Origin of the sequence: Pseudomonas sp. JDS08PS003, assembly GCF_045013505.1 — a bacterium.
Classification (GTDB): domain Bacteria; phylum Pseudomonadota; class Gammaproteobacteria; order Pseudomonadales; family Pseudomonadaceae; genus Aquipseudomonas; species Aquipseudomonas protegens_B.
Genome location: NZ_CP120724.1, coordinates 6,331,559 through 6,357,823, shown reverse-complemented (window position 1 = coordinate 6,357,823; position 26,265 = coordinate 6,331,559). Strand labels below are relative to the sequence as shown.

Genomic DNA, 26,265 nt, shown 5'->3' with positions numbered 1-26,265 from the left:
GCATCTTTTGGAGATGCTCGATGCCTTTTCGCTATTTCATCAAACAGTTACTGCTGCCGCCCGGCATTCTCTTGCTGTTGCTTCTGCTCGCCTGGAGCCTGCGTCGTTCCAGGCCTCGATTGGCGCGAGGGTGCTTTGTTCTGGGGTTGGGTGGCTTCTGGTTGATGAGCCTGCCGGTAATGGTGGAGTGGGGAGCTCGTGGGCTTGAACGGTTACCGCCCTTGCCACAGAGTCAATGGGCCAGCCTGGCAGAGCAGGCGGATGCGATCGTAGTCCTGGGTTCCGGCCGTGAGCGGGGTGACCCGGCTTGGGGTTCTGACCAGCCCACCGGCGTGGGTTTGGAGCGCGAGCGTTATGCTGCTCGGCTGGCCAAGGCTTCCGAATTGCCCCTGTTGACCAGTGGCGGCCTGCATTACGGCACGCCGCCCACCGAGGCTGCACTGATGGCCGAATCACTGCTCAATGACTTTGGTGTGCACGTGCGTTGGCAGGAAGGTCGCAGCCGCACCACATGGGAAAACGCCCAGTTCAGCGCCGAAGTCTTGCAGCCATTGGGTATCAAGCGCGTGGTGGTAGTGACCCAGGCCTGGCACATGCCCCGTTCCGTCTGGAGTTTTGAGCGCGCAGGATTTGTCGTAGTGCCGGCACCGGTAGGTTTTCTGGGGGTGGACAACGCCCGCCCGTTGGGAGGCTGGATGCCGGAGTTCAAGTCGATCTGGCAGAGCGGCCAGTTGCTGAACGAGGCGGTGGGCCAGTTAGGCTATCGCCTCTTTTATCGCTGATCACCGCGCCGACTCCAACAGGAGCCGGCTTGCGGGCGACGGTTTCTAGACGGTCTTGGCAATACGGCTGGCCAGCAAGGCCCAGCCAAATAGCAGGGCGCAGAGCACTGCCAGCGGCCATGAGCGCCACTGCAAGTACGGCGTCAGGTTGTGCATGGGCACCACTTCGCCATAGAGAATGCCACGCTCGAACTGTGGAATCTGCACGGTGATCTTGCCGAACGGATCGATCAGCCCGGTGACTCCGTTATTGGTGGCGCGGATCATCCAGCGCCCGGCTTCCAGGGCGCGCATCTGAGCCATCTGCAAATGCTGCAGAGGGCCGATGGAGGTGCCGAACCAGGTGTCGTTGCTGATGGTCAGCAGTAGGTCGCTGCGGGCCGAGAGGCCGGCGGCGAACTCAGGGTAGACCACTTCGTAGCAAATGAACGGCGCAATCCGATACCCCTTGGCTTGCAGCAGTGGCTGGTCGGCCGGACCGCGGGCAAAGTCCGACATCGGCAGGTTGAAGAAGTCGATCAGGCCGCGCAGCAGCTCTTGCAGGGGCACGTACTCGCCAAAGGGCACCAGTTTCTGTTTCAGGTAGGTGCCGTCGCCTTCGCCGGTTACGGTGATGCCGTTGAAGTAGCGTTTTTCATGGTGCACCAACTGGCGCACCGGAACTCCGGTAATCAGCGCTGAATGACGATCGGCGGCAAAGTTGCCCATCATCGTCAGGTAGCCCTCGGCTGACTCCTTGAGCACCGGGACGGCGGTTTCCGGCCAGACCAGCAAGTCCACGCGCTTGCTGCTGAAACTCATGTCGCGGTACAGGGCCAACTGGGCATTGAGCTCGGCCGGGTCCCATTTCATGCTTTGTTCGATATTGCCCTGGATGGCGGCGACCGAAAGCGGATCACCCGAAGGGCTGGTCCAGGCGTGACCTTTGAGTGCCAGGCCAACTACCCAGGGCGCAGCCAGCAGCAACAGGCCGGCGGCGATAAACCCCTTGCGTCCGGCCTTGATCAGGCGCGGCAGGTTGTAGAGCAACGCAGCGGTCAACGCCAGGGAGAAGGAAATCAGCCAGATGCCGCCCACAGGTGCGAGTCCTGCCAGGGGACCGTCGAGCTGGCTGTAGCCGGAGTAGAGCCAGGGGAAGCCGGTGAGGAACCAGCCGCGAAACGCTTCCTGTCCCAGCCACAGGGCGGCGAATGCCAGAGCGTCCGCCAGAGGGGCTTCGTTGCGCCGCAGCCAGCGGGCCCAAAGCCAGGCAGGCAGGGCGAAAAACCAGGCAATGGCGGCGATGAAGGCCAGCATCAGCAGGCCGGCAAGCAGCGCGGACGCACCGCCGTAGGTGTGGATGCTGACGTAGATCCAGCTGGTGCCGGCGCCGAACAGACCGAAACCGAAGCACCAGCCACGGCCCAGAGCCTGGCGGGGCGTGAGCTCCCGCAGACCGGCATAGAACAGTCCCACTGCCAGCAGCGCCAGGGGCCAGATGTCGTAGGGCGCCAAGGCCAGGGTGGTGATGGCGCCGGCTGCAACGGCCAGCAGGTTGCCGGGCCAGCCGGGTCGGGTTGAGCGCTGCAAGAGGCGTTTCATCAGCTCTTTCCTGTTTCGCACCGGGCGGGGCGCGAGGAGATGGGGTGGGTGGATTCAGATGAGTGGCGAACCCTGCGGCGCTGTTTGACAGTCCGCCCCCGAGATCTGTCGTCCCGGGGCCTGGTGGTTGGCCTTGGGACGATGATTCTGTGCGGGGGAGGGCTGATGACCCTTGTCCCTAGCGGGAGATGGGGGTCAGGCGCAGCAGATGAATCCGCCGGCTGTCGGCGTTGAGCACGCGGAAGCGATAGGCGCCGATTTCAGTGATTTCGTTGCGTTTTGGCAAGTGGCCGAAAGCACTCATCACCAGGCCGCCGACGGTATCGAATTCGTCATCGGAGAAGTCGCTGTCGAAAAACTCGTTGAAGTTCTCGATCGGCGTCAGCGCCTTGATCAGGAAGTCGCCGCTGGGAAGCGGTTTGATGTAACTGTCTTCCTCGACGTCGTGCTCGTCCTCGATGTCGCCGACGATCTGTTCCAGCACGTCTTCGATGGTCACCAGGCCTGCCACTCCGCCGTATTCGTCGATGACGATGGCCATGTGGTTGTGGTTGGCGCGGAACTCGCGCAGCAGCACGTTCAGGCGCTTGGACTCGGGGACGAAGGTCGCCGGGCGCAGCAGATCCTTGATGTTGAAGCTGTCGCCGTTCTCCTTGAGGATCAGCGGCAGCAGGTCCTTGGCCAGCAGGACGCCCATCACGTCGTCATGGCTTTCACCGATCACCGGGTAGCGCGAGTGCGCCGAATCGATGACCGCAGGCAGGAACTCCCGTGGTGTCTGGGTCGCCTTGATGCTGATCATCTGCGAGCGCGGAACCATGATGTCCCGGACTTGCAGGTCAGCTACCTGGATGGCGCCTTCGACGATGGCCAGCGCTTCGCTGTCCAGCAATTTGTTCTGATGGGCTTCGCGCAGCAGCTCCAGCAGCTCCTGGCGGTTTTTCGGCTCATGGGCAAAAGCCTGGGTCAGTTTGCCCAGCCATGACTTTTGCCCGTTGCTCGATCGATCTTCGCTCATAGCGATTGCTCTGAATCCTTGGTTATTACAGGTGGATGTTGTTGATCAGCTTTCGTCGTCTGCATAAGGGTCGGGATGACCCAGTTCAGCAAGCAACGTTCGTTCCAGCGCTTCCATTTCTTCGGCTTCGTCATCATCTATATGGTCGTAACCCAACAGATGCAAGCAGCCGTGAATGACCAGATGGGCCCAATGGGCCTTAAGTTCCTTGCCTTGTTCGGCGGCCTCGCGTTCGACCACCGCAATGCAGATCACTAAATCCCCCAGCAAAGGGATATCCAGCAGCTCATCTGGCACGTCGGCAGGAAATGACAACACATTGGTTGCGTAATCTTTGTGACGCCAGGTGTGATTCAGCTCACGGCCTTCGTCTTCGTCCACCAGGCGGATGGTCAGTTCCGAGTCGGCCGTGCGCTGGCGCAGAGCCAGCTCGCACCACTGGCGGAACTCTTCATCGCTGGGGGCCGGCTGCTGGCTGGCGCGTTGCAGGTCAAGCTCAAGCATCGCGGCGGTTGCCCCTGTCGGCGGAAGCCTTGGCGGCCTCATCGTCGGCTCGCAGCTCGAAGCGCTCATAGGCTTCGACAATGCGTTGCACCAGTGGATGGCGCACCACGTCCTTGGGCATGAAGTGAGTGAAGCTGATGCCGGGTACATCCTTGAGCACGTTGATCACTTGGGCCAGGCCCGATTTGGTGCCCTTGGGCAGGTCGACCTGGGTGATGTCGCCGGTGATCACTGCGGTGGAGCCGAAACCGATCCGGGTGAGGAACATTTTCATCTGTTCCACGGTGGTGTTCTGACTTTCGTCGAGGATGATGAAACTGTTGTTCAGGGTCCGGCCGCGCATGTAGGCCAGGGGCGCGATCTCGATGACCTGGCGCTCGATCAACTTGGCCACTTGTTCGAAACCGAGCATTTCATACAGCGCGTCATATAGCGGGCGCAGGTACGGGTCGATTTTTTGTGCCAGATCGCCGGGCAGGAAGCCGAGCTTCTCGCCCGCTTCCACGGCTGGCCGCACCAACAGGATGCGCCGCACTTGCTCACGCTCCAGGGCATCTACGGCGCAGGCCACGGCGAGGTAGGTCTTGCCGGTACCGGCCGGGCCAATGCCGAAGTTGATGTCATTGCCGAGAATTTCTTTCACATAGCGCTGCTGATTCAGGCCGCGAGGGCGAATCATGCCCTTCTTGGTGCGCAGGGCTACGGCGGCATCGGCCACCGATGGGTTGTCCAACTCTTCCACGGCGGATTCCTGGAGGAACAGGTGCACCAGGTCCGGCGATAGCTCGGTGCCCTTGGTTTCCCGGTAGAGACGGCGCAGAAGATTTTCCGCGGAGGTGGTGTGCTTGGGTTCGCCGATCAGTTCGAACTGATTGCCGCGGTTGCGGATCTCGATCGTCAGGCGCTGCTCGATCAAGCGCAAATGCTCGTCGAATTGCCCGCACAGATTGGCGAAGCGGCGAGCCTCGAATGGCTCGAGGATGAAACGATGAGGTTCTATGGGTGCGTTCAAGGTCGTTTTTTAGCCGCCCAACGGCAATTAAGATGAATTCAAGGATAACGCCAGCGGCCTGGGTGCGAAAGCTCTTATACGGAGCAATGGCCGGTGGTGCTTTCTTCGTGGGAGCCGACTTGTCGGCGAAGGTGCTCTTGAGGGGCTCTTCGCTGGCAAGCCGGCTCCTACACAAGCCAGTGCCTACACAAGTTCAGTTCTTACGATAACAGCGAGCCGCGCAGCGAATGGGGCTGCGCCGAGTCAATGTGCACGTCGGCGAACTGGCCGATCAGTGTGGGATTGTCGCAACGGAAGTTGACGATCCGGTTGTTCTCGGTACGGCCCTGCAATTCGCCAGGGTCTTTCTTGGAGTAATCGGTGACCAGAATACGTTGGGTCGAGCCGACCATTTGTCGGCTGATCTCGAACCCTTGCTGGTTCAGGCGATGCTGCAGCGCATTCAGGCGCTCCTTCTTCAGCGCTTCCGGTGTGTCGTCGGCCAGGTCGGCGGCGGGGGTGCCTGGGCGCTGGCTGTAGACAAAGGAGTAGGAGAAGTCGAAACCTACGTCCTCGATCAGCTTCATGGTCTGCTGGAAGTCTTTCTCTGTCTCGCCCGGGAAGCCGACGATGAAGTCCGAACTGATGCAGATGCCCGGAACTGCCGCCCGTAGCTTGCGCAGTTTGGATTTGTATTCCAGAGCCGTGTGGTTGCGTTTCATCGCCGCCAGAATGCGGTCCGAGCCCGATTGCACCGGCAGGTGCAGGTGTTTCACCAGCTCTGGTACTTCGGCATGAGCCTGGATCAGGCTGTCGGAGAATTCCAGAGGGTGCGATGTGGTGTAGCGAATTCGTTCGATACCATCGACCGCGGCGACTACGCGGATCAGCTCGGCCAGGTCCGCCATACGTCCGTCGTGGGTCTGACCCCGGTAGCCGTTGACGTTCTGGCCCAGCAAGGTGACTTCACGAACACCGTTTTCCGCCAGGTGGATGATCTCGGCGATCACGTCGTCAAATGGGCGGCTGACTTCTTCGCCGCGGGTATAGGGCACCACGCAGAAGGTGCAGTACTTGCTGCAGCCTTCCATCACCGAAACATAGGCGCTGGGGCCGTCGATGCGCGGCTCGGGCAGGTGGTCGAATTTTTCGATTTCCGGGAACGAGACATCCACTTGCGGCAGCTTGGTGGCGCGGGCGACGTCGATCATTTCCGGCAGGCGGTGCAGCGTCTGCGGGCCGAAGACCACGTCCACATAGGGCGCCCGATCACGGATGGCTGCGCCTTCCTGACTGGCCACGCAACCCCCGACGGCGATCACCATGTCCGGGTTGGCCAGCTTCAGCTCGCGCCAGCGCCCCAGTTGGGAGTACACCCGGTCCTGGGCGCGTTCGCGAATGGAGCAGGTATTGAGCAGGATGACGTCAGCGTCTTCGGCACGAGCGGTGACTTCCAGGGCCTGATGTTCACCCAGCAGATCCACCATGCGCGAGCTGTCGTACTCGTTCATCTGGCAGCCGTGGGTTTCGATGTAAAGCTTCTTGGCCATGGACCTCGGTCTCACGTGATTCAAAGAACCGCGCATTATAGGGTCCATGCCCACAGGTTCCTAGCGTTGCGCATCGGGTAGCTATGCTATAGTTCGCGCCCTATTTTTGTCCCCCGATGTGTTGCCCGCCCACCATGACCAAACGTGAAGCCCCAATCTATAAGGTGATTTTCCTCAACCAGGGCCAGGTGTTCGAAATGTACGCCAAGCAGATCTATCAAAGTGATCTGTGGGGTTTCCTGGAAGTGGAAGAGTTCGTCTTTGGCGAGCGCACGCAAGTGGTCGTCGATCCGAGTGAAGAAAAGCTCAAGGCTCAGTTCGAAGGCGTTGTGCGCAGTTTTGTGCCGATGCATTCGATTGTGCGTATCGACGAAGTGGAGCGCCTGGGCACGCCGAAGATCAGCGAAGCCCGTGGCGTGAGCAACGTCATGCCGTTCCCAATGCCAATGCCCGAAAAATAAGCCTGGTTTGCGTAGGAGCCGGCTTGCCGGCGAATGGCACGAAGGTGTTACGGCAGTGGCGAGAAAGGCGAACGCCCATCGGCGCTCTGCAGTTCCATCAGGTACTTGCGGAAAATCTGTCCCAGCACCTGGGTCGCGACTTCCAGTTCGTCACGCTGCATGTGCTCGGCGACTTCGTCGGCGGTGTCCAGGGCGTCTTCGGCACCGTTGACCGCAGCCATCTTCAGCACGATGTAGGCTTGAACGTTGTTGGCCGGCACGCCTTCGCCGTGGAAGAACATGGTGCCGAGCTTGAACTGCGCCTGGGCGTGGCCTTGCAAGGAGGCCTTTTCGAAATAGCTCAGGGCTTGATTGAGGTCTCGCGGCGTGCCTTTGCCCTCGTAGTAGAACTCACCCAACTCGTATTGCGCCTGTGCATCCCCTTCATCGGCGGCTTTCTGGCACGCGGCTAGCGCCTCGGCCTGTTCCTGTGCCTGGGGATCGAGGGTGCAGCGACCCATCGCTGGGATCAACAACGAGTTGCCGCCTGCTTGTGCGTGCGCGAGCAGGGGCTGAAGGAGCAACAGGCAGCCCAATGTCAGGGCGCGGCCGGTGCGGTTCATGGGAATCGACTTACCTCTGAGGGGCGCGCGGACCCGGCGAGGGGTCCAATAAGCGCGCATTATGAAATAAGCAGGGCCAACCTTACAAAGTCTTTACTCGTTTTTCTGCTGCGTGGCCGCGATATCCGCCGGTTTGCTGAGTATTTCCCCCTTTGCCAAGGGAAAGTTCGAGTAAAGCACGAAGCTGGCATGGTTGATCACCACGCCAGCCTTACAGCGCTTACTTCAAGGCGGCAAATGCGCGTTCTGCTGCATCCAAAGTCAGTTGCAGCTCGGCCTCGCCGTGGGCGATCGAGGTGAAACCGGCTTCGAAGGCACTTGGCGCCAGGTAAACACCGCCTTCCAGCATCAGGTGGAAGAAGCGCTTGAACAGGTTGGCATCGCTGGCCATCACGTCGTCGAAGGTGACGATGTCGTCGGCGCCACTGAAGTACAGGCCGAACATGCCGCCGGCCTGAGTGGTGACGAACGGAATGCCCGCGGCATCGGCGCGTTGCTGCAAGCCTTCGAGCAAGCGGCTGGTGTAGTCGCTCAGTTCGGCGTGGAAGCCCGGGCGGCTGATCAGACGCAGGGTGGTCAGGCCGGCAGCCATGGCCAGCGGGTTGCCGGAGAGGGTGCCTGCCTGGTAGACCGGACCCAGGGGCGCGATATGCTCCATGATCTTGCGCTTGCCGCCGAAGCAGCCCACCGGCATGCCGCCGCCGATGATCTTGCCGAAGGTGGACAAGTCTGGAGTCACACCGTAATGGGCCTGGGCGCCGCCGAGAGCGACACGGAACCCCGTCATCACTTCGTCGAAGATCAGCACTACGCCGTGTTGGTCGCAGAGGGAGCGCAGCCCCTCGAGGAAGCCTGGCGCCGGTGGTACACAATTCATGTTGCCGGCCACTGGCTCGACGATGATGCAGGCCACTTCCTGGCCTACTTCAGCCAGCATCTTTTGCACTGCGGCGATGTCGTTGAAGGGCAGGGTCAGGGTGTGTTTGGCGAAAGCCGCAGGTACACCGGCAGAGCTGGGGACGCCCTGAGTCAGAGCGCCGGAACCGGCCTTGACCAGCAGGCTGTCGGAGTGGCCGTGGTAGCAGCCTTCGAACTTGATGATGCTGTCGCGGCCGGTAAAGCCCCGGGCCAGGCGAATTGCGCTCATGGTGGCTTCGGTGCCGGAGCTGACCATGCGCACCATTTCCATGGAGGGAACGATGGAGCACACCAGATCGGCCATTTCGGTTTCCATGGCGGTGGGGGCGCCGTAGGACAGGCCATGCTCCAGTTGCTTACGTACCGCGTCCAGCACGTCCGGGTGACTGTGGCCGAGAATCATCGGGCCCCAGGAGCCGACATAGTCGACATAGCGCTTGTCGTCTTCGTCAGTGACGTAGGCACCTTCGGCGTGCTTGAAGAACAGCGGGGTGCCGCCCACGCTCTTGAAGGCGCGGACCGGCGAGTTGACGCCACCAGGGATGTGTTTCTGGGCGTTGGCAAACAGGGTTTCGGAACGGGACATGATCGGGCTCTCAAAAATCGGCAGTGGGCTATTCAAAGATTAAACAGGGCGTTAAAGGCGCGGGCGCGGCGTGTCACTTCTGCAGCGCTCTCGGCGCCGAACAGGCCGTGGACCACCGCCAGCAGATCAGCGCCGTGGCTCACCAGGGGGGCGGCGTTTTCCAGGGTGATGCCGCCAATCACGCAAATCGGCAGATGCAGGCTGGCCCGGGCCTGATCCAGCAACTCCAGGCTGGCAGTGGGCGCGCCGGGTTTGGTGGTTGAGTTGAAGAAGCGGCCGAAGGCGACATAACTGGCGCCTTCCTTGGCCGCTTGCTCGGCCAGCGGCAACTGGTCATGGCAGGTGGAGCCGATGATTGCCTGGCGCCCCAGCAGGGCGCGGGCCGGCGTCAGGGGGCCGTCGGTCTGGCCCAGGTGCACGCCGGCACCGATGCGTGCCGCCAGCTCGGCGTCATCGTTGATGATCAGGCGGGTCTTGTAGCGTTCGCACAGGGTCAGCAGGGTTTCAGCTTCCCGCAGGCGGCGGGCCTGGTCGTCGCTTTTATCGCGGTACTGCAACAGGGTGACGCCGCCTTCCAGCGCCGCCTCCACGTACTTCAGGAACTTGCCGGCCAACAGCTGGCTGTCGGTGATGGCGTACAGACCACGTAGTTTCATTGAGCGGGCCTCATGACATTACGAGCAGAAATCCAACGGCAAGCGGCGCGGCACGAACTGGCCACGGCCCAGTTGCTCGGCGTCGCGCAGGGTGCGCCAGGTGTAATCCAGGGCAGACTTCACCGCACTGGCCAAGTGTTCGCCTTGTGCCAGGCGCCCGGCCAGGGCACTGGCCAGGGTACAACCGGAGCCGTGGTAGCTGCCGGGCAGGCGCTGGCAGGTGTACGTCTCGCGCAGGCCGTCGCGGCTGTACAGACGATTGTGCACTTCGTGTTCATCGCCATGGCCGCCGGTAATCAGCAGGTGCTTGACGAACGGCAGGAGTTTTTCGGCGCATTGGTCGGCGCTGCCTTCGGGCAGTTCCGCAAGAATTCGGGCTTCGGGAAGGTTGGGAGTGGCAATGGTGGCCAGGGGCAGCAGGCGTTCGCGCATGGCGTAGCCCACTTCATCCTTGCCCAGTCGGCCGCCGCCGCCGGCGCGCAGCACCGGATCGCACACCAGGGGCAGGTGCGGGTGCGCCTGGAGCAGTTCGACCACGGTGTCGACCATCTCCAGGGAGCCCAGCATGCCCAGCTTGACCGCGGCGACAGTGGAGTCGTTGAGCACGGCATTGGCTTGGGCCAATACCCACTCGCGATCCAGAACGCGGAAATCGCTGACGTTGACGGTGTCTTGCACGGTCAGGGCGGTGACAGCCGGAGCTGCGTGACAACCCTGAGCCAGCAGGGCTTCGATATCTGCCTGCAAGCCGGCGCCACCACTAGGGTCGTGGCCGGAGAGACAGAGGACAACGGGGCGAGAGCTGTAGATATTCATGGGCGGCGAGCTTACCACCAAAAGCTTTTTTTCGCGGCGGCTGGCGCGCAATGCAAGTTGTCGCTTTGCCGTGTTCGATCTTCTTGACCGATGCAACAGCTCTAGCTCGCTGGATTGCGCTGAAAGGCCCGTTCTAGAGCCTTTAGACTAAAATTTTCAATGGTGTTCATTGGCCATCAGCGGCTATGCTAGAGTGCATTCAAACCAATAACAGGTCATGCCGGTCTTGCGTCTGCTCAAGGGAAATGGGGGACTTCCTGACACCACCGGACAAGCCACGCTGGGGCTTTATGCGCTATTTGCTGATGTTGCTGTTGAGCTTGCCGATGCTGGCTGGCGCCGTCGAGTTCGACGAGTTCACTCAACGCCTGCCCTTGGGCCGAGTGATGCAAGTACTCGAAGACGTGGGTGGCGAAGCGACAATTGCCGATGTCAGTTCGGGGCCTCTGGCTGAGCACTTCAAACCCCACGATAAAGATACCCTCAATGCCGGCTATTCACGTTCGGCCTTCTGGCTGAAGATCGACCTCCAATATCACCCCGGCAATCCCACGGCGCAGCGCAACTGGTTGCTGGAGCTGGCCTATCCGCCCCTGGACCACCTGGACCTGTACGTCCCCGATGAAACCGGTGGTTTTCGTCTGGCGGAGCGCACCGGCGATGCCTTGCCGTTCGACAGTCGGCAGATCCGCCAGAACAACTACCTGTTCAACCTGAGTTTCTCCCCCCATGAACACAAGACCCTGTATCTGCGCCTGGCCAGTGAAGGTTCGATCCAGGCACCGCTGAGCCTCTGGTCCAACACGGCCTACCTCGAGGCGCAGCCAGTGCGCCTCTACGTGCTGGGGCTGATCTACGGGGTGTTGCTGGGCATGCTGGTGTACAACCTGTTCATCTACCTCAGCGTGCGCGACACCAGCTACCTCTACTACATCGTCTACATCGCATCGTTCGGTCTCTATCAACTGTCGGTCAACGGTGCCGCAGTGGAGTACTTCTGGCCCAACAGTCCATGGTGGGCCAATGCGGCGACACCCTTCTTCATCGGCGCCGCAGGACTGTTCGGCAGTCAGTTCGCTCGCAGTTTCCTGCAGACCTCCCGGCACAGTCCCTGGGTTGATCGCGTGTTGCTGGCGCTGATGGCTTTTGGGGCGCTGGTCATGGCCTTGTCACTGATGACCAGCTACGCCCTGGCCTTGCGCCTGGCCACCACTCTGGCGCTGCTGTTTACCGTGGTGATCTATGTGGCGGGGATCGTCGCCTGGTGTCGCGGATTGCGGGTGGCGCGTTACTTCATCATTGCCTGGTCGGCTTTTTTGTTTGGAGGGGTGATCAACACTTTGATGGTGCTGGGTTACCTGCCGAACGTATTCCTGACCATGTACGCCAGCCAGATCGGCTCGGCGATCGAGGTGGCGCTGCTGTCCCTGGCTCTGGCCGACCGGATCAATTCGATGCGCGAGCAACAGGCCCAGACTCTGCTTGAGGCCGGGCAGAAGCTTGAAGTGCTGAACCAGCAATTGGCTCACAGCAACCGTCTCAAGGACGAGTTCCTGGCCACCCTGACCCACGAGCTGCGCACGCCGATGAACGGTGTCATTGGCTCGCTTGAACTGATGCAGACCCTGGAACTGGACCCAGAGATGGAGCAGTACCAGCAGACCGCCGCTGGCTCGGCGCGGGACATGATGCGCATGGTCAACGGCATCCTCACCCTGACCGAACTGCAAGCCGGCAAGCTCAGCGCCCAGCGCCAGCCGTTCAGCCTGCGTTCGTTGCTGAGTGCACTGCAAACCCAGTTCGGCGCCAGCGCTGCGGCCAAGTCCCTGTCCTTTCAGGTCGACCTCAGCGCCGGGTTGCCCGACCGCTTGCAGGGGGATCGCTGCAAGCTCAGCCATTGCCTGGAGTGCCTGCTGGAAAACGCCGTCAAGTTCACCCATTCCGGTGGCGTGGTGTTACGGGTGGTCACCCGGTCTGTTTCGACCGAGCGGGTGAGTCTGAGCTTCGAGGTGATCGACAGCGGGATAGGTTTCGTCAATCTGGACGAGGCAACGCTGTATCAGCGTTTCTTCCAGCTTGACGGCTCCATGACGCGTGAATACGGCGGATTGGGCATCGGCCTGGCGATCTGCCGGCAATTGGTGGACTTGCTGGGCGGGCAGTTGACTCATGAGTCCACGCCTGGCCAGGGCAGTTGTTTCCGCTTGCTGGTGGAGTTCGATGCCCAGGAGCCGATTCCTCGGGCGCCGGTAACCCTTCATCGGCGTGCGCCCCAGGACTGTACCGTGCTGTTGATGGACGATAACGACGTTGATCAACTTGTGGTACGAGGCATGCTGCTCAAGCTGGGATACCGAGTGCGCACCGTTGGCAGCCCCACGGATGCGCTGCAACTGCTGGGGCGTGAACTCGTCAGCGCGGTGCTGATCGATGGCCAGATCACTGCAGCGCAACTGGGGGCATTTCGTCTTCAGGCCCAGGCAATGCCCGGATACGCCCACCTGCCCATCTTGCTGGCCTGCGTTCCTGGTACTGAAGGTTGTGCGGCGACAGCAGGGGCCGACTGTCTTGGCAAACCGGTGAAATTCGAGGCACTGCAAGCGGCGCTGTTGAAGTGGGTATTTTGTGTTGAGCAGGGCGAAAGTGCCGACATTTAGGCGGATATGCCACTTTGTTCGGGGTGGAGCGGGTGCTTAACTGGGGTCTTGGCACACCCTGAAGGAGTCCTGCAATGAACCTCCACCAGTTCGCTGAAACCCACGAAGTCACCAACCAGCCGCCCGCCCTGGACGGCGCCAACCTCTATCGGATCGACCTGCCGCTGCAGCAATGGATGCGGCGCTTCGATGCCGGCTGGGCCGAATCCCGGGTCGACGCCTATGGCGCCCTGGCGGGTGGTCCGTTGATGGAGGCGGGGTTCCTGGCCAATCAGAACAAGCCGGTATTTTCCAGTCACGACCGCTTTGGTCACCGGATCGATCTGGTGGAGTTTCACCCGGCGTATCACCAGTTGATGCAGGCGGCCATCGAGGGTGGGCTGACCTCGCTGCCCTGGACCGAAGCACAAGCGGGCGCTCATGTAGCCCGCGCCGCCATGACCTATCTGCACAGTCAGGCCGAGGCTGGCAGCGGTTGCCCGTTGACCATGACGTTTGCCTGCGTGCCGGCGCTGAAACTGCAGCCGGACATCGCCGAGCAGTGGCTGCCGAAGATCCTCGCCACCCAGTACGACCCGCGTAATGTTGGCATGCAGCACAAGACCGGGCTGACGATTGGCATGGCCATGACCGAGAAGCAGGGCGGGACTGACGTTCGCGCCAACACCACCCGAGCCTATCCGGTGGGGGCTCCGGGGCCGGGGCAGGCTTATGAACTGGTGGGACACAAGTGGTTCTGCTCGGCGCCAATGTGCGATGCCTTCCTGACCCTGGCTCAGACCGACAAGGGCCTGACCTGTTTCCTCCTGCCCCGTCATCGCCCGGATGACAGCCGCAACCAGTTCTATATCCAGCGCTTGAAGAACAAGCTGGGCAACCACTCCAATGCTTCCAGCGAAGTGGAGTTCCGTGGCGCGCTGGCCTGGATGATCGGTGAAGAAGGGCGCGGCGTACCCACCATTATCGAAATGGTCGCCATGACGCGCTTCGACTGCATGGTCGGCTCCAGTTCGCTGATGCGCCAGGCTCTGACCCAGGCCAGCCATCATTGTGCCCATCGCAGCGTCGGCGGGCGGGTGCTTAGTGAGCAGCCGCTGATGCAGAACGTGCTGGCCGACCTGGCCTTGGAAAGTGAAGCGGCCCTGGCCTTGAGCATGCGCATGGGACGAGCCCTGGATCATCAGAACGATGCCCAGGAAGCGAAGTTCTCTCGGCTAGTGACGGCAGTGGGCAAGTATTGGATCTGCAAGCGCGCCCCGGCCATGATCAACGAGGCCGCCGAATGCATGGGTGGCGCCGGATATGTCGAAGACAGCATCCTGCCGCGGCTGTACCGCGAGGCGCCGGTGAACTCCACCTGGGAGGGCTCCGGTAACGTGCAATGTCTGGATGTGTTGCGAGCCCTGTCGAAAGAACCCGGGGTGCTGGATGTGTTGTTTGCCGAGCTGGGGGATGGGCATGGCGAGCGGCGTCTGGCGGCGCATATTGCGGCGCTCAAGGACAGCTTCAAGGACACCGGCGACATCCAGTACCGAGCCCGCCAACTGACCGAGGACATTGCCCTGGGTCTGCAGGCCAAGCTGTTGCTGGAGGCTGGTAACGAGGTGGTCAGCGACGCCTTTATCGCCAGCCGTCTTGGGGGGCAGAGCGGTCGGGTCTACGGTACCTTGCCTCGCGGGTTGGACGTGGCCGCCATTGTTGCCCGCTCCACGCCTCAAGGCTTCTGACCTTTTGTAGGAGCCGGCTTGCCGGCGAAGAGGCCTTGCCGCCGCGATCGTCGGCACGCCGGCTCCTACAACTCCGCTGTTCCCGTGGGACGGTGTTGCAGGCAAGATGAACGCCTGCAAGATCAGAACACAGGATGCTTATCGTGACCGAAGCTTTTATTGTCGTTCAAACCGCCGAGCAAGCCGTGGATCGGCTTGCCGCTTTGCATGAGCGGGCCACCACGGCGCTGAGCCAGGCGCTCAAGCGTTACCTCAAGGACCGGGTCGAGCCGGATGCCGCGCAAAGAGCGCTGTTTCGCTACCCCGAACTGCGCCTGACCTACCAGTGCCACGGCGAAGTCCCGCAGACCACCCGAGCCTATGCCAAGGTTCAGCTGCCGGGCACCTACAGTATTACCGTCACTCATCCCGCCGCCTTCCGTAACTACCTGCTCGAGCAGTTGGTCCCCCTGATGCACGACTTCACCGTCACGGTGGAAGTGGGCGTCAGCGAACAGAACATCCCCTATCCCTACGTGGTGGAGCAAGGCGACGAGCTGGCCGGTTCCGGTGTGACGGCTGCGGCGCTGGCCCGGGTGTTCCCCAGCACCGACCTGTCGGCTGCCACCGACGGTATCGCCGATGGCCTCTACGACTGGGAAAACACTCACCCGCTGCCGTTGGCGCTGTTCGATGCGGCGCGGGTCGATTTCTCTCTGCGGCGCCTGGTGCATTACACCGGCAGCGACTGGCGTCATGTGCAGCCGTGGATCCTGTTGACCAACTATCACCGTTATGTCGACCAGTTCATCGTCCATGGCCTGGAGCAACTGCGCAGCGATCCGCGTTTTGTGCGCATGGTCCTGCCGGGCAACGTGATCATTGAAAAGAGCATGGATCACGGCGAGGCTTCGGCAATCGCCGCCGGTGTGGTCTGGCATCGTTACCAGATGCCGGCGTATCACCTGCAGGCCAGCGATGGCCACGGTGTGACCCTGGTGAATATCGGCGTCGGCCCGTCCAATGCGAAGAACATCACCGACCACTTGGCGGTGCTGCGCCCTCATTGCTGGCTGATGATTGGCCACTGCGGCGGGCTGCGACAGTCCCAGACCATCGGCGATTACGTCCTTGCTCACGCCTACATGCGTCGCGACGGCATTCTTGATCGCGTAGTGCCGCCGAACATTCCGATCCCGGCCCTGGCCGAGGTCCAGCTGGCGTTGCAGCAAGCGGCGGCCAATGTCACCGGGGAGAAGGGCGAGCAACTGAAGAAGCGCCTGCGCACCGGCACGGTCCTGACTTACGACGATCGCAACTGGGAGCTGCGCTGGGCCGAGGAGCGTCCGTTGATCAACCTGTCCCGGGCCGTGGCGGTGGACATGGAAAGCGGCACTATCGCGGCCCAGGGTTATCGCCTGCGGGTGCCCTACGGCACCTTGCTGTGTGTCTCGGACAAACCCCTGCACAGCGAGATCAAGTTGCCGGGGGCGGCCAATGCCTTCTACGAGCGGGCGGTCAGCCAGCATTTGAAGATCGGTATCGAAGCCGTGGACCTGATGCGCAGTGAGCTCAACTCCCTGCACTCGCGCAAACTGCGCAGCTTCGACGAGCCGCCTTTCCGCTAAGCGTTTAATCCATGGCCATTTGGCGATCAGGCCACTAGCATTGTCGGTCCTGATCGCTGAATGTTCCTGATCCCATGTCCCGTCCGTCCCGTCCTGCTTCCCGTCGCCCTGGCGCGAAGCCGTTTTCCGTTTCCCCCTCCAAGCGCGTGGCCAAGGCGCCACCGGCCGAGCCGAAGCTGATCCTGTTCAACAAGCCTTTCGACGTGCTGACCCAGTTCAGTGATGGCGAGGGACGAGCGACGCTCAAGGATTTCATCGCCATTCCCGGGGTCTACCCGGCCGGGCGCCTGGACCGCGATAGCGAAGGGTTGCTGCTGTTGACCAATGACGGGCAGTTGCAGGCGCGAATCGCCGATCCCAAGCACAAGTTGGCCAAGACGTATTGGGTGCAGGTTGAAGGCGAACCCTGCGCTGAGCAGTTACAGCGCCTGCGTGACGGGGTGGAGTTGAACGACGGCATGACCCTGCCGGCCGAGGCACGGCAGCTGGAAGAACCAGAGCTGTGGCCGCGCAATCCGCCAGTGCGCTTTCGCAAGAGCGTGCCCACCAGTTGGCTGGAGTTGGTGATTCGAGAAGGGCGCAATCGCCAGGTGCGGCGCATGACCGCGGCCGTCGGCCTGCCGACCTTGCGACTGGTGCGGGTCAGGATTGGCGACTGGACCCTGGATGGCTTGGATCAGGGCCAGTGGAAGGAGGTGCCGGCGCGCTTATAGAGCGCCGGACTCGATCAGGCCGATCACCACACTCTTGATGATGAAGGCGGCTACGCCCAGGCCCAGCACGAAGAACAGGATAAAGGAGCCAAAGCGTCCGGCTTTGGACTTCTTGGCCAGGTCCCAGACGATGAAACCCATGAATATGATCAGGATGCTGACCAGACCGGTCATCATCCACTCTTCGAATACTGCTGGGTCCATCGATCATCTCCATTGCAGACAGGGCAAAAAATGCCGGGCGAGTATACGCCAAGGGATACTGGCCGAGCATTGATCTGCCTGCGTTACGTCGCCACAGCCGCTTTTCAGCTGCGCAGATGGGTCAGGGGCAGTTCAGTGCTGTTGAGCACCTGATTGAGCACGAAACTGGAGCGCACACTGGTCACGCCGTCGATGCGGGTCAGGTGGCCCAGCAGCAACTTCTGGTAGTGATCCATGTCCGGCACCACCACCTTGAGCTGGTAGTCGGCGTCCACACCGGTCACCAGGCTGCACTCCAGTACCTGGGGCAGGCTGCGGATGGCCGCTTCGAAATTCTCGAAGCGTTCCGGTGTGTGCCGGTCCATGCCGATCAGTACGTAGGCGGTGAGGCTCAGGCCGAGCATCTTGCGGTCCAGCAGGGCGACCTGGCGGGAAATATAACCGTCGTCTTCCAGTTGCTTGACCCGGCGCGAGCAGGGCGAGGGCGACAGTCCGATGCGCTCGGCCAGTTCCTGGTTGGAGATGCGGGCATCGCGTTGCAATTCGGCCAAAATACTCAGGTCATAGCGGTCGAGTTTGCTCATCAATCAGGCCTTTGTCATAAGTATTGCGTTTAATTATCTATCTTGAGTTAAAAATTGCGCAAGAGGTGTTTTTGCAAGCAATCTTCGCAATCCTCTGTCGCCGGCCCAGGCCTATTCTTATCACCAGAATCACTGCCCGGACATAGAGTCCACTGCGGCCCGCCGAATCAGGCCTGCCGCGGCCGCCAACCCCACAGGGTTGATCCGGCCCCCGGGCTACACCCTGTCCAGAAGACGGAGTGAGGTGAGCCGGCGCCAAAAGCGTCGAGCACGGACAAAATCTCAAAGGGTGGCCGACGGGCCGCCCTTTTTTATTGCCTGCGAAATAAGTCTCGTGACTGATAATCTGCTGCAGAACCGCTCCAGGCTTTTTCAGTCTGATGTACAGGCCCCAATCCGCAGTGAGGAATAGCATGAAGTCGCGCATCTGGCGTTTGGCAGGTGTTGGTGTGTTGTGCGTGAGCGTCAGCGCGCAAGTGCTCGCCGATGAGCGAGACGAGAGACGCCCACCCCAGCAGGGAGCGCCTTCGGGCGGGCAGCGTGAGCATGCCCCCGAAGGGCGTGGCGAGGGTAATCAGGGCCGTCCGGCGAACTCGCCCGAACGTGCGCAACCTGCCCCGCAGCAGCCGCGTGGGCAGAATGAAATCATTCGTGGCGATAACAGCCGGCAGTTCGAACACAACGGCCAGAATCCGGGTGGGCAGTGGCAAAACCGCCCCCAGCATGATCCCAATCAGCAGGGGCGACCGGCTCCTCAGCAGCCGCAGCCTGCCCCAGGACTGCCCATCCAGAGCCGGCCCGATACCGTGCGCCAGACCCAGGAGCCCCAGCGCGGCTATTACCAGGACATTCCCCGGCGCAACGATTACAACCAGCATTGGCAGGCCGGTGGTCCAGGCTCGCGCCCCGACAATGGTCGCCCCAACGACTATCGCTGGCCGGGTCGTCCCGACGGGCATGGCAACGGCTGGGGGCCTGGTCCGCAATATCGCCCAGGCTACGTGATTGATCGTTTCCCCGAGCGCAACTACCGGGTGCCATACCGTGGTCAGGATTACTTTTTCTCGGGGGGCTACTGGTATCGCCCACAAGGTCCGCGGTATGTGGTGGTGCGCCCGCCTTATGGGATTCGAGTGGCCTATCTGCCCGACTATGCCCGGGAAGTGTGGATCGGCAGCGCGCTATTCTTCCTCGCCGCCGGGGCCTATTACACCTATGAAGCCAACACCCAGCAGTATGTCGTGGTGGAGCCGCCGGTAGCGGCGCCGCCGCCCAGTCAGCCCAGTGGCAATGGCTATGATGTGCTGGCGTACCCGGTCAACGGCCAGTCGCCGCAGCAGATCGATCAGGATCGCTACGACTGCTATCGCTGGGCGGTGCAGCAGAGTGGTTTCGATCCGGCCAGCGCGACCTATCAGCCGGCCCCGGAAGTGGTTCAGGCCTACCGTCAGGCCCAGGGCAACTGCCTGAGCTCGCGGGGCTACCAGGTCACTTACTGAGCCCTGGCGGCCTCGACCACTTCCTGTGGGTCGGCGTGTACCAGCACTTCGGCCCGCGGGTACGCCTGCTGGATCGCCTCGGCAGCCTGATCGCTGATGCCATGGGCTACCGAGAGGGTCAGGTCGCCAGGCAGTTCCAGATGCAGTTGGACGAACCAGTGGCTGCCGGAAATTCGCGTGCGCAGGTCGTGGGCACCCAGCACGCCGGGCACACTGCAGGCCAGTTCCAGCATGTGCTGGCTGACATCGGCGGGCAGTTCCTCGTCCATCAGCACCGAGAAGCTTTCCCGGGCGATCTGGATCGCGCTCCAGAGAATGTAGACAGCGATCCCCAGGCCGAACCAGGCGTCCACCTGATGCCAGCCGAAGGCCGCCAATACCAGGGCCAGGAGGATGCTGCCGTTGAGCAACAGGTCGGAGCGGTAGTGCAGTGAATCGGCCCGTACCGCGTTGGAACCGGTTTCGCGGATCACCCGATGCTGCAGGCTCAGCAGCGCCACGGTCAGCACCAATGACAACCCGATCACCCCGATGCTCAGCCAGGGCGCGCCCACAGGTTCAGGATTCTGCAGCCGCTCGAATGCCTGAAACGCAATCAGCACCGCACTGCCGGCGATGAACAGCGCCTGGGCCATGCCCGCGAGAGACTCCGCCTTGCCGTGGCCGTAGCGGTGATCGTCATCGGCCGGGCGCAGGGCGTAGTGCACCGCCAGCAGGTTGAGCAGCGAGGTGAAGCCGTCGAGCACGGAGTCGGTCAGCCCCGCCAGCATGCTCACCGAGCCGCTGAGCCACCAGGCGATGGCCTTGGTCACAATCAGGATGCCTGCCACCGTGACCGAGGCGCGGGTGGCCAGGCGCAGGAGGCGAGCGTGTTCCGGGTTGCCAATCATCGACGGCGGGTTCCTTGAGTGTGGGGATCAGGCCGCAGGTTGCAGGCCGTACAAGGCCAATTGCTGCACGCTGCCCTTGTGCTGGATCAGGCGCGGGTCATCCAGAGGGAAGCTGCCCCCCAGTTCGCTTTCCAGAATGGCCTGCAGTTTGCGGTTGTCGACTTTACCGTCGGCGCCAATGGCCTGCTGGAGTTTTTCCGGCGCGATTTGTGCGGTCTTGCCCGGCTCCAGGTAAATCGCCCCGGTGGCGAAGTCGACGCCAAAGGCGATCAGCCCAGGGATCACATAGAACAGCAGGCCCACGGCATCGAGCACCACCACCACTGGATCGATCTTGCCGTCGATCTGGCCGCGGCGGTCGGGAAAGAAGATCGAGCCGCAGGCGGTGAGTTGGGTCAGCAGGGTGGTCACCAGAACGCCGCCAATGACACGGTGGGGAATACGCATGGATATCTCCTGGTAAATATGCAGACAAAGCGAAATGGAGCGGGGCATTGAGTCTTGTCGATCAGCACTCAGACCATGATTAACCCCAGGCAGTTCGCCGTTATACTCGCGCCTCTGTTTTGGAGCCAGCATGAATTCTTTGCCAATTGATGAAGTTTTGCCTGCACTGCGCGAAGCCTTGGCGGCGCGCCATGAAGCGGTGCTCGAAGCCCCGCCCGGTGCCGGCAAGACCACCCGCGTGCCTCTGGCGCTTCTGGATCAGGACTGGCTGGCCGGACAGACCATCCTCATGCTCGAGCCCCGGCGCTTGGCGGCCCGGGCTGCGGCAGAGCGCCTGGCCAGCGAACTGGGGGAGAAAGTCGGTGAAACCGTGGGTTACCGCATCCGCCTGGACAGTAAGGTCGGCCCGCGTACCCGTATCGAAGTGGTCACCGAAGGCATCCTCACCCGACGCCTGCAGGACGACCCAGCCCTGGAAGGGGTTGGCCTGCTGATATTCGACGAGTTTCACGAGCGCAGCCTGGATGCCGATCTGGCCCTGGCCCTGAGCCTCAATGGCCGGGAACTGTTTCGTGACGAACAGCCCCTGAAGATTCTGTTGATGTCGGCGACCCTGGAGGGCGAGCGCTTGTCCGCGTTGCTGGACGACGCGCCGATCCTGCGCAGTGAGGGGCGCATGTTCCCGGTGACCCAGCGCTGGGGCCGGCCTTTCCAGCCCGGTGAGTTCATCGAGCCGCGGGTGGTACAGACCATTCTTGAAGCCATCAACGATGAAAGCGGCAGCCTGCTGGTGTTCCTCCCTGGGCAGGCCGAGATTCGTCGAGTGCATCAGCAGTTGGCCGAGTCCTTGGGGCAACGCAGCGAGATCCTGCTCTGCCCACTGCACGGCGAGCTGGACCTGGCCGCTCAGCGCGCCGCCATCGACCCGGCACCGGCGGGCCAGCGCAAAGTGGTGCTGGCCACCAACATTGCCGAAACCAGCCTGACCATCAATGGCGTGCGGGTGGTGGTGGACGCCGGGCTGGCCAGAGTGCCGCGCTTCGATCCCGGCAGCGGCATGACCCGTCTCGACACTCAGCGCATTTCCCGGGCCAGTGCCACCCAGCGCGCCGGGCGGGCAGGGCGCCTGGAGCCCGGCGTGTGCTATCGCTTGTGGTCGGCGGATCAGCAGGAACAACTGGCCGCCTATGCCGGCGCGGAGATCCTTCAGGCTGACCTGGCCAGCCTGGCCCTGCAACTGGCGCGCTGGGGCGTGACCCCGAATCAGCTGGCCTGGCTGGACCCGCCTCCCAGCGCCGCTTATGCACAGGCTCAGGACCTGTTACTGCGCCTGGGAGCGCTCAACGACGACGGCACGCTGACCCGCCATGGCCAGGCCATGGCCGAGTTGCCGGCCCATCCGCGCATTGCCCACTTGCTGTTGCGCGGCCAGTCCCTGGGGCTGGCGCAGATGGCCTGCGACGTCGCGGCCCTGCTGGGGGAACGGGATATTTTGCGCGGGGCCGGCGCCGACCTGCACAGCCGCCTGGTGCTGCTTTCCGGGGAGGAGCGCGCAGCCCGTGGTGCACAGGGTGGCGTCCAGCGTGCGCGGCAACTGGCGCGGCAGTACCGTGGCTACCTGCGAGGGCAGTCCGAGGCAGCCGTCGCCGATCCCGAGCATCCGCGCTGGCTGGGTGCCTTGCTGGCCCTGGCCTATCCCGACCGGGTAGCCCAGCAGCGCCGTCCCGGTGGCGCCGAGTATCGACTGGCCAACGGTCGTGCGGCGCTGTTCAGCGAAACCGACAACCTGATGAAACAGCCCTGGCTGGTGATCGCCGACCTGGGCAGCCGCCAGGGCCAGCGTGAGGAGCGCATCTACCTGGCAGCGGATTTTGATCCGAGCCTGTTCGATACGGTGCTGGCAGAGCAGGTGCGCAACGTCGACCAGCTGGATTGGGACGAGCGCGAAGGCGTGCTGCGGGCCGAGCGTCAACGCAAGGTCGGCGAGCTGGTACTCAGCCGTGAACCGCTCACCGGCCTGGACGAGTCGGCCCGTAGCCGGGCCCTGGTCAACCTGGTGCGGCGCAAGGGCCTGGAACTGCTGCCCTGGACCCCGGAGCTGCGCCAGTGGCAGGCTCGGGTGACCCTGCTGCGGCAGCTGGATCTGGCGGACAAGGGCGAGAGCCAATGGCCGGATGTCAGCGATGGCGCCTTGCTCGCAGGGCTGGAGCAGTGGCTACAGCCCTACTTGGGCAAGGTGTCGCGACTCAGCCACTTTGCCAACCTGGAGCTGGCCGGCATCGTCCACAACCTGTTGCCCTGGCCGCTGCCCCAGCGTCTGGACGAGCTGGCTCCGCATCATCTGACAGTGCCCTCGGGTTCCTCGATCCGACTGGACTACAGCGAGCAGCCGCCGATTCTGGCGGTGCGCCTGCAGGAGCTGTTTGGTCTGTCGGACACCCCGCGGATTGCCGGTGGCCGCCAAGCGGTCAAGCTGCACTTGCTGTCGCCGGCGCGGCGTCCGGTGCAGGTCACCCAGGATCTGGCGAACTTCTGGCGCAGCACTTACGCCGAGGTGAAGAAGGATCTCAAGGGCCGCTACCCCAAGCATTACTGGCCGGACGATCCGCTGATCGCCGAGGCCACGGCGCGGATCAAACCCCGCAAGTAGAGCGGGGTTACAACGCCGGCAACAGGAAGCGTGCAAGCACCGGCAGGTGGTCGGAGATGCGTTGGGTGTCGTCTTGACGTACTCGGGATTCAACCCGTTTCAGCCGTGGGCTGTAGAACAGGTAGTCCACCGTGCGATCCGGGCCGTCGAGGCTCGGGTCGTTGGGGTAGTGGGTCAGCCAGCGAGCACGATCGACGCCACTGGCCTGTGTGTTGCTGGGGATCATCGGGTACTTGTCCCACAGCAGGTGCAGTGGGCTGTCAGCGTTGTAGGGCGCGCGCTGTTCTTCGCTCAGGCGTTGGTACTGGCCCAGGGGCAGCAGGTTGAAATCGCCGCCAATCAGCCACGGGGTGCCGCGGCTCTCCAGTTTGTCCAGCACCTTGGCAATGGCCACCATCTGCTTCTGCTGAGTGTCATCGGCGCGCTGCGCACGTTCCAGATGGGTGTTCAGCACCACCAACTGGCCGCCATCGCTCAGGGGCAGGTAGCTCAGCAGCAGAGCGTCCTTGGGCTGGAACTGCCGGCTGATGAGCGGGCGCGGGGCAACCGGCAGTTGCAAGCGTTCGGCGTGATCGATGCGGTAGCGGCTGAGGGTCACCAGTTGCCGGCCGACGCTGCCGAAGATGTGCAGGGAGGGCACGAAATCCGCCTTCCAGTCGTAAGCCTGGGTGCTGCAGGGGTAGAGATCGGCGACCCGCTCCTGCAGCAGTTTGAGTTGATCCTGGTAGGCGCTGGCCTTGGCGCCATTGTCCACTTCCTGCAGCAGCACCAGATCCGGCTGTTCGTCGCGGATGACTCGGGCCACTTCGTCGAGGCTGAAGGCCATGTCTTCCAGGGTCGGACGTTCGTCTTCGCCCCGGGCCTGGTCGTTCCAGAACACGTAACGCTTGCCCGCCAGGTACTGCAGGTTCCAGGTCATGACCTTGAGTGCCTGGCCCGGCACCAGCGGCGTGGCCTGGGCACTGCAACTGACCGTCAGGGTTTCCTTGGGCTGTGGGCGCCAGGTCAGGCTGTAGATCAGGCCGGTCAGCACCAGGCCGATCAGTAGCAGGCTCAACAGGGTGATGCGCAGTAGACGGGTCATCGGCTCGGCTTATGGCGTTGCAGGATGGGCCGGAGCATAACCGAGTGCGCGGCCGTCACCCAAGGGGTAGAGCGGCCGCAAGGTGAATCAGCGTTTGTCCGGCTGCTCGCTGATCAGCATGAACAGGCGGAACAGCACCACGCTGGTGAACAGCTGCAGGAAGCTGTAGGCGCTGTCGATGGCCAGGGACAGGATCGGGTTGTGCGGTTCGGGATACGCGGCTTCGCTCGCCCCCTTGAGCAGCCACAAAGGTGCCATGACCGCCAGGATGCACAACAGGATGCGCAGGAAGTGTCCGCGGCTCAGGCGCAGGCTTTCCTTGATGGCCGCCAGGGGCGCCTGGCCTTTGAGCACCAGCAGGTATTCGGCGAATGCCAGCACCACCATCAGCCACAGCCCAGGCAGGAAATACAGCGACAGCCCCAGCAGAATCAACAGCGTGCTGACCGCGGTCAGCAGGGCGAAGCGCGGCCACAGGCTCAGGGCCATGGCCCAAAGATCACGGTTGCGGGGCGATTCCCCCCGGGTGCGGGCGTCGAGAAACAGGATCAGTGCGCCGGTATACAACGGATACAGCAACAGTCCCACCACCACGCTGGAGCCAGGAAAGGCATTCTCGCCCAGGGCGCTGCTGACGCCCTGTTGCAGCAGCGCTTCGAGAATCACCAGGGGCAGGCACAGCTGTGCGATCCGGCCGAGGTTGCGCTGGAAGAAATACAGGGAGTCGCGGAGAACATCTAACGGATTCATCGATGGGGATCGCAGTTGACGAAGCGGTTGAACACTTTAACCGAAGCAGGCCCCCCGGGAGCAAACGTAAACCTTGAGTAAAGACCATTGAAACTCGTCGCCCCAGCCCCATAACTGGTGCGTACCGCGGCCCTATGGGGGCACGGACCAGATTTTTACCGGCAATCTAAAGAGGTCGCCATGAACAGCGAAGAGCAAACCCTGATCGATGGACTGTTTTCACGGTTGCAACAAGCCGAGACGGACTCAGCTCCACGTGACGCCCAGGCCGAAGCGCGGATCAAGGAACATCTGATCCGCCAGCCTGCGGCCGGGTATTTCATGACCCAGGCGATCCTGGTGCAGGAGGCTGCCCTCAAGAGCCTCGACGAGCAGAACAAACAACTGAGCCAGCAAGTGCAGCAGTTGCAGGCCGAACTGCAACAGGCCCGTTCCCAGGCCGCCGCTGCGGCTCCAGCTCCGGCGGCGAGTGGCGGCTTCCTGTCGAGCATCTTCGGGGGGGGCCGCGAGCCGCAACCGGCTCCCGCGCAGGCCCCGAGTGTGGCGCCGTCCTCGGGCGGTGGCTGGCGTGAGCCATCCCGCTCGTCCTTCGGCGCGCCCCCGCAGCAGAATTTCGGCGCCCCGCAGCAGAGCTATGCGCCGCAACCGGCACCGGCGGCGGCCGGCAGCAGCTTCCTCGGTGGGGCCTTGAAAACCGCAGCCGGCGTGGCGGGCGGGGTGATGCTGGCCCAGGGCATCAGCAGCCTGTTCCACAGCAACCAGCAGCCTCAGGAAGTCGTCGAAGTCATCAAGGAAGAACCGGCGCCGGCGAGCGACAACAGCGGCTGGGGCAATGACGATCAGCGGATGGCCAACAACGACTCCTGGGGCAACAACGACCAGGGCGGCTTCAGCAACGCCGACTACGACAACGACGACAGCTCGTTCTTCTCCGACGACGATTCCTTCGTCTGACGCTCCGTCGGTCCGGGGCAGGCGCCTGCCCAGG

Annotated in this window: 24 protein-coding genes; 9 read left to right on the top strand and 15 right to left on the bottom strand. The window is 62.6% G+C overall.

All coding sequences use genetic code 11. The features are described 5' to 3' along the window. The first annotated feature begins 20 nt into the window (after window positions 1-20). Entirely contained in the window at window positions 21-782 is a 762-nt protein-coding gene (locus P7C00_RS28380; protein WP_404937736.1) for a YdcF family protein, read from the top strand. A gap of 45 nt (window positions 783-827) precedes the next feature. Here the strand turns inward: P7C00_RS28380 and lnt are convergent, their stop codons facing one another. From lnt to miaB, 5 genes are all read right to left on the bottom strand, one after another. Then, a complete protein-coding gene (lnt, locus tag P7C00_RS28375) occupies window positions 828-2,351 on the bottom strand; it encodes an apolipoprotein N-acyltransferase (RefSeq protein WP_404940110.1) in 1,524 nt (507 codons plus the stop codon). A 190-nt stretch (window positions 2,352-2,541) separates the two neighbouring features. Then, window positions 2,542-3,381: an HlyC/CorC family transporter gene (locus tag P7C00_RS28370; protein WP_011063653.1), complete on the bottom strand. Its 840-nt coding sequence runs from the start codon at window positions 3,379-3,381 to the stop codon at window positions 2,542-2,544. Between the two features lie 45 nt (window positions 3,382-3,426). Continuing rightward, a complete protein-coding gene (ybeY, locus tag P7C00_RS28365) occupies window positions 3,427-3,885 on the bottom strand; it encodes an rRNA maturation RNase YbeY (RefSeq protein WP_102865360.1) in 459 nt (152 codons plus the stop codon). Continuing rightward, complete coding sequence (locus tag P7C00_RS28360) at window positions 3,878-4,897, bottom strand: PhoH family protein (RefSeq protein ID WP_346635677.1); 1,020 nt, start codon at window positions 4,895-4,897, stop codon at window positions 3,878-3,880. Before P7C00_RS28360 ends, ybeY begins: the two co-directional genes overlap by 8 nt. Before the next feature lie 200 nt (window positions 4,898-5,097). Then, entirely contained in the window at window positions 5,098-6,426 is a 1,329-nt protein-coding gene (miaB, locus tag P7C00_RS28355; RefSeq protein WP_221810687.1) for a tRNA (N6-isopentenyl adenosine(37)-C2)-methylthiotransferase MiaB, read from the bottom strand. Between the two features lie 134 nt (window positions 6,427-6,560). On the opposite strand from miaB, the gene P7C00_RS28350 reads away from it, so the two are divergent. Next, a complete protein-coding gene (locus tag P7C00_RS28350) occupies window positions 6,561-6,887 on the top strand; it encodes a DUF1820 family protein (RefSeq protein ID WP_007927079.1) in 327 nt (108 codons plus the stop codon). Between the two features lie 47 nt (window positions 6,888-6,934). Here the strand turns inward: P7C00_RS28350 and P7C00_RS28345 are convergent, their stop codons facing one another. From P7C00_RS28345 to P7C00_RS28330, 4 genes are all read right to left on the bottom strand, one after another. Beyond that, entirely contained in the window at window positions 6,935-7,489 is a 555-nt protein-coding gene (locus P7C00_RS28345) for a tetratricopeptide repeat protein (RefSeq protein WP_404937735.1), read from the bottom strand. Window positions 7,490-7,709: 220 nt separating this feature from the next. Next, window positions 7,710-8,993: a glutamate-1-semialdehyde 2,1-aminomutase gene (hemL, locus tag P7C00_RS28340; RefSeq protein ID WP_404937734.1), complete on the bottom strand. Its 1,284-nt coding sequence runs from the start codon at window positions 8,991-8,993 to the stop codon at window positions 7,710-7,712. A gap of 32 nt (window positions 8,994-9,025) precedes the next feature. Next, window positions 9,026-9,649 (bottom strand): thiamine phosphate synthase, encoded by a 624-nt coding sequence (gene thiE / locus P7C00_RS28335; protein ID WP_346635679.1) that lies wholly within the window; start codon window positions 9,647-9,649, stop codon window positions 9,026-9,028. Window positions 9,650-9,667: 18 nt separating this feature from the next. Next, window positions 9,668-10,465, bottom strand: coding sequence for a hydroxymethylpyrimidine/phosphomethylpyrimidine kinase (locus tag P7C00_RS28330; protein ID WP_042941299.1), 798 nt, complete (start codon window positions 10,463-10,465; stop codon window positions 9,668-9,670). A gap of 290 nt (window positions 10,466-10,755) precedes the next feature. On the opposite strand from P7C00_RS28330, the gene P7C00_RS28325 reads away from it, so the two are divergent. From P7C00_RS28325 to P7C00_RS28310, 4 genes are all read left to right on the top strand, one after another. Continuing rightward, window positions 10,756-13,122, top strand: coding sequence for a hybrid sensor histidine kinase/response regulator (locus P7C00_RS28325; protein WP_404940108.1), 2,367 nt, complete (start codon window positions 10,756-10,758; stop codon window positions 13,120-13,122). A gap of 74 nt (window positions 13,123-13,196) precedes the next feature. Continuing rightward, a complete protein-coding gene (locus tag P7C00_RS28320) occupies window positions 13,197-14,849 on the top strand; it encodes an acyl-CoA dehydrogenase family protein (protein ID WP_346635680.1) in 1,653 nt (550 codons plus the stop codon). A 134-nt stretch (window positions 14,850-14,983) separates the two neighbouring features. Beyond that, window positions 14,984-16,456 carry an AMP nucleosidase gene (amn, locus tag P7C00_RS28315; protein ID WP_346635681.1) on the top strand — a complete coding sequence of 491 codons (1,473 nt, stop codon included), beginning with the start codon at window positions 14,984-14,986 and terminating at the stop codon, window positions 16,454-16,456. A 146-nt stretch (window positions 16,457-16,602) separates the two neighbouring features. Then, window positions 16,603-17,169 (top strand): pseudouridine synthase, encoded by a 567-nt coding sequence (locus P7C00_RS28310; RefSeq protein ID WP_346635696.1) that lies wholly within the window; start codon window positions 16,603-16,605, stop codon window positions 17,167-17,169. On the opposite strand, the gene P7C00_RS28305 is transcribed toward P7C00_RS28310, so the two are convergent. Together P7C00_RS28305 and P7C00_RS28300 are read right to left on the bottom strand one after the other, a co-directional pair. After that, window positions 17,164-17,373 (bottom strand): DUF2788 domain-containing protein, encoded by a 210-nt coding sequence (locus tag P7C00_RS28305; protein WP_003228500.1) that lies wholly within the window; start codon window positions 17,371-17,373, stop codon window positions 17,164-17,166. The genes P7C00_RS28310 and P7C00_RS28305 overlap by 6 nt on opposite strands. Before the next feature lie 104 nt (window positions 17,374-17,477). After that, the gene (locus tag P7C00_RS28300) at window positions 17,478-17,957 is read right to left on the bottom strand and encodes an Lrp/AsnC family transcriptional regulator (RefSeq protein ID WP_102865370.1); all 480 of its coding nucleotides are present in this window, start codon (window positions 17,955-17,957) and stop codon (window positions 17,478-17,480) included. 413 nt (window positions 17,958-18,370) lie between these two features. On the opposite strand from P7C00_RS28300, the gene P7C00_RS28295 reads away from it, so the two are divergent. Next, a complete protein-coding gene (locus tag P7C00_RS28295) occupies window positions 18,371-19,456 on the top strand; it encodes a DUF6515 family protein (RefSeq protein WP_346635682.1) in 1,086 nt (361 codons plus the stop codon). Here the strand turns inward: P7C00_RS28295 and P7C00_RS28290 are convergent. Next, entirely contained in the window at window positions 19,450-20,346 is an 897-nt protein-coding gene (locus P7C00_RS28290) for a cation diffusion facilitator family transporter (protein WP_346635683.1), read from the bottom strand. The two genes, P7C00_RS28295 and P7C00_RS28290, sit on opposite strands and share 7 nt — an antisense overlap. Before the next feature lie 27 nt (window positions 20,347-20,373). Continuing rightward, on the bottom strand, window positions 20,374-20,793 hold the full coding sequence (locus P7C00_RS28285; protein WP_102865373.1) for a polyribonucleotide nucleotidyltransferase: 420 nt from the start codon (window positions 20,791-20,793) through the stop codon (window positions 20,374-20,376). A gap of 130 nt (window positions 20,794-20,923) precedes the next feature. Between P7C00_RS28285 and hrpB the strand changes: the two genes are divergently transcribed. Further along, window positions 20,924-23,443 (top strand): ATP-dependent helicase HrpB, encoded by a 2,520-nt coding sequence (gene hrpB, locus P7C00_RS28280; protein WP_404937733.1) that lies wholly within the window; start codon window positions 20,924-20,926, stop codon window positions 23,441-23,443. Window positions 23,444-23,450: 7 nt separating this feature from the next. Here hrpB and P7C00_RS28275 read toward each other — a convergent pair whose 3' ends face one another. Then, entirely contained in the window at window positions 23,451-24,527 is a 1,077-nt protein-coding gene (locus P7C00_RS28275) for an endonuclease/exonuclease/phosphatase family protein (RefSeq protein ID WP_404937732.1), read from the bottom strand. A gap of 87 nt (window positions 24,528-24,614) precedes the next feature. Beyond that, the gene (locus tag P7C00_RS28270) at window positions 24,615-25,277 is read right to left on the bottom strand and encodes a YciC family protein (RefSeq protein ID WP_346635686.1); all 663 of its coding nucleotides are present in this window, start codon (window positions 25,275-25,277) and stop codon (window positions 24,615-24,617) included. A 180-nt stretch (window positions 25,278-25,457) separates the two neighbouring features. On the opposite strand from P7C00_RS28270, the gene P7C00_RS28265 reads away from it, so the two are divergent. Next, window positions 25,458-26,231 (top strand): DUF2076 domain-containing protein, encoded by a 774-nt coding sequence (locus P7C00_RS28265; RefSeq protein WP_404937731.1) that lies wholly within the window; start codon window positions 25,458-25,460, stop codon window positions 26,229-26,231. Window positions 26,232-26,265: the final 34 nt, after the last annotated feature.

Coding starts and splice junctions, on each gene's coding strand:
- P7C00_RS28270 (WP_346635686.1), bottom strand. CDS start 25,277: ATGAATCCGTTAGATGTTCTCCGCGACTCCCTGTATTTCTTCCAGCGC.
- P7C00_RS28305 (WP_003228500.1), bottom strand. CDS start 17,373: ATGGACCCAGCAGTATTCGAAGAGTGGATGATGACCGGTCTGGTCAGC.
- P7C00_RS28275 (WP_404937732.1), bottom strand. CDS start 24,527: ATGACCCGTCTACTGCGCATCACCCTGTTGAGCCTGCTACTGATCGGC.
- P7C00_RS28295 (WP_346635682.1), top strand. CDS start 18,371: ATGAAGTCGCGCATCTGGCGTTTGGCAGGTGTTGGTGTGTTGTGCGTG.
- ybeY (WP_102865360.1), bottom strand. CDS start 3,885: ATGCTTGAGCTTGACCTGCAACGCGCCAGCCAGCAGCCGGCCCCCAGC.
- P7C00_RS28350 (WP_007927079.1), top strand. CDS start 6,561: ATGACCAAACGTGAAGCCCCAATCTATAAGGTGATTTTCCTCAACCAG.
- P7C00_RS28320 (WP_346635680.1), top strand. CDS start 13,197: ATGAACCTCCACCAGTTCGCTGAAACCCACGAAGTCACCAACCAGCCG.
- P7C00_RS28370 (WP_011063653.1), bottom strand. CDS start 3,381: ATGAGCGAAGATCGATCGAGCAACGGGCAAAAGTCATGGCTGGGCAAA.
- P7C00_RS28265 (WP_404937731.1), top strand. CDS start 25,458: ATGAACAGCGAAGAGCAAACCCTGATCGATGGACTGTTTTCACGGTTG.
- P7C00_RS28290 (WP_346635683.1), bottom strand. CDS start 20,346: ATGATTGGCAACCCGGAACACGCTCGCCTCCTGCGCCTGGCCACCCGC.
- P7C00_RS28330 (WP_042941299.1), bottom strand. CDS start 10,465: ATGAATATCTACAGCTCTCGCCCCGTTGTCCTCTGTCTCTCCGGCCAC.
- P7C00_RS28285 (WP_102865373.1), bottom strand. CDS start 20,793: ATGCGTATTCCCCACCGTGTCATTGGCGGCGTTCTGGTGACCACCCTG.
- P7C00_RS28325 (WP_404940108.1), top strand. CDS start 10,756: ATGCGCTATTTGCTGATGTTGCTGTTGAGCTTGCCGATGCTGGCTGGC.
- hrpB (WP_404937733.1), top strand. CDS start 20,924: ATGAATTCTTTGCCAATTGATGAAGTTTTGCCTGCACTGCGCGAAGCC.
- amn (WP_346635681.1), top strand. CDS start 14,984: ATGCTTATCGTGACCGAAGCTTTTATTGTCGTTCAAACCGCCGAGCAA.
- thiE (WP_346635679.1), bottom strand. CDS start 9,649: ATGAAACTACGTGGTCTGTACGCCATCACCGACAGCCAGCTGTTGGCC.
- P7C00_RS28345 (WP_404937735.1), bottom strand. CDS start 7,489: ATGAACCGCACCGGCCGCGCCCTGACATTGGGCTGCCTGTTGCTCCTT.
- miaB (WP_221810687.1), bottom strand. CDS start 6,426: ATGGCCAAGAAGCTTTACATCGAAACCCACGGCTGCCAGATGAACGAG.
- hemL (WP_404937734.1), bottom strand. CDS start 8,993: ATGTCCCGTTCCGAAACCCTGTTTGCCAACGCCCAGAAACACATCCCT.
- P7C00_RS28380 (WP_404937736.1), top strand. CDS start 21: ATGCCTTTTCGCTATTTCATCAAACAGTTACTGCTGCCGCCCGGCATT.
- P7C00_RS28300 (WP_102865370.1), bottom strand. CDS start 17,957: ATGAGCAAACTCGACCGCTATGACCTGAGTATTTTGGCCGAATTGCAA.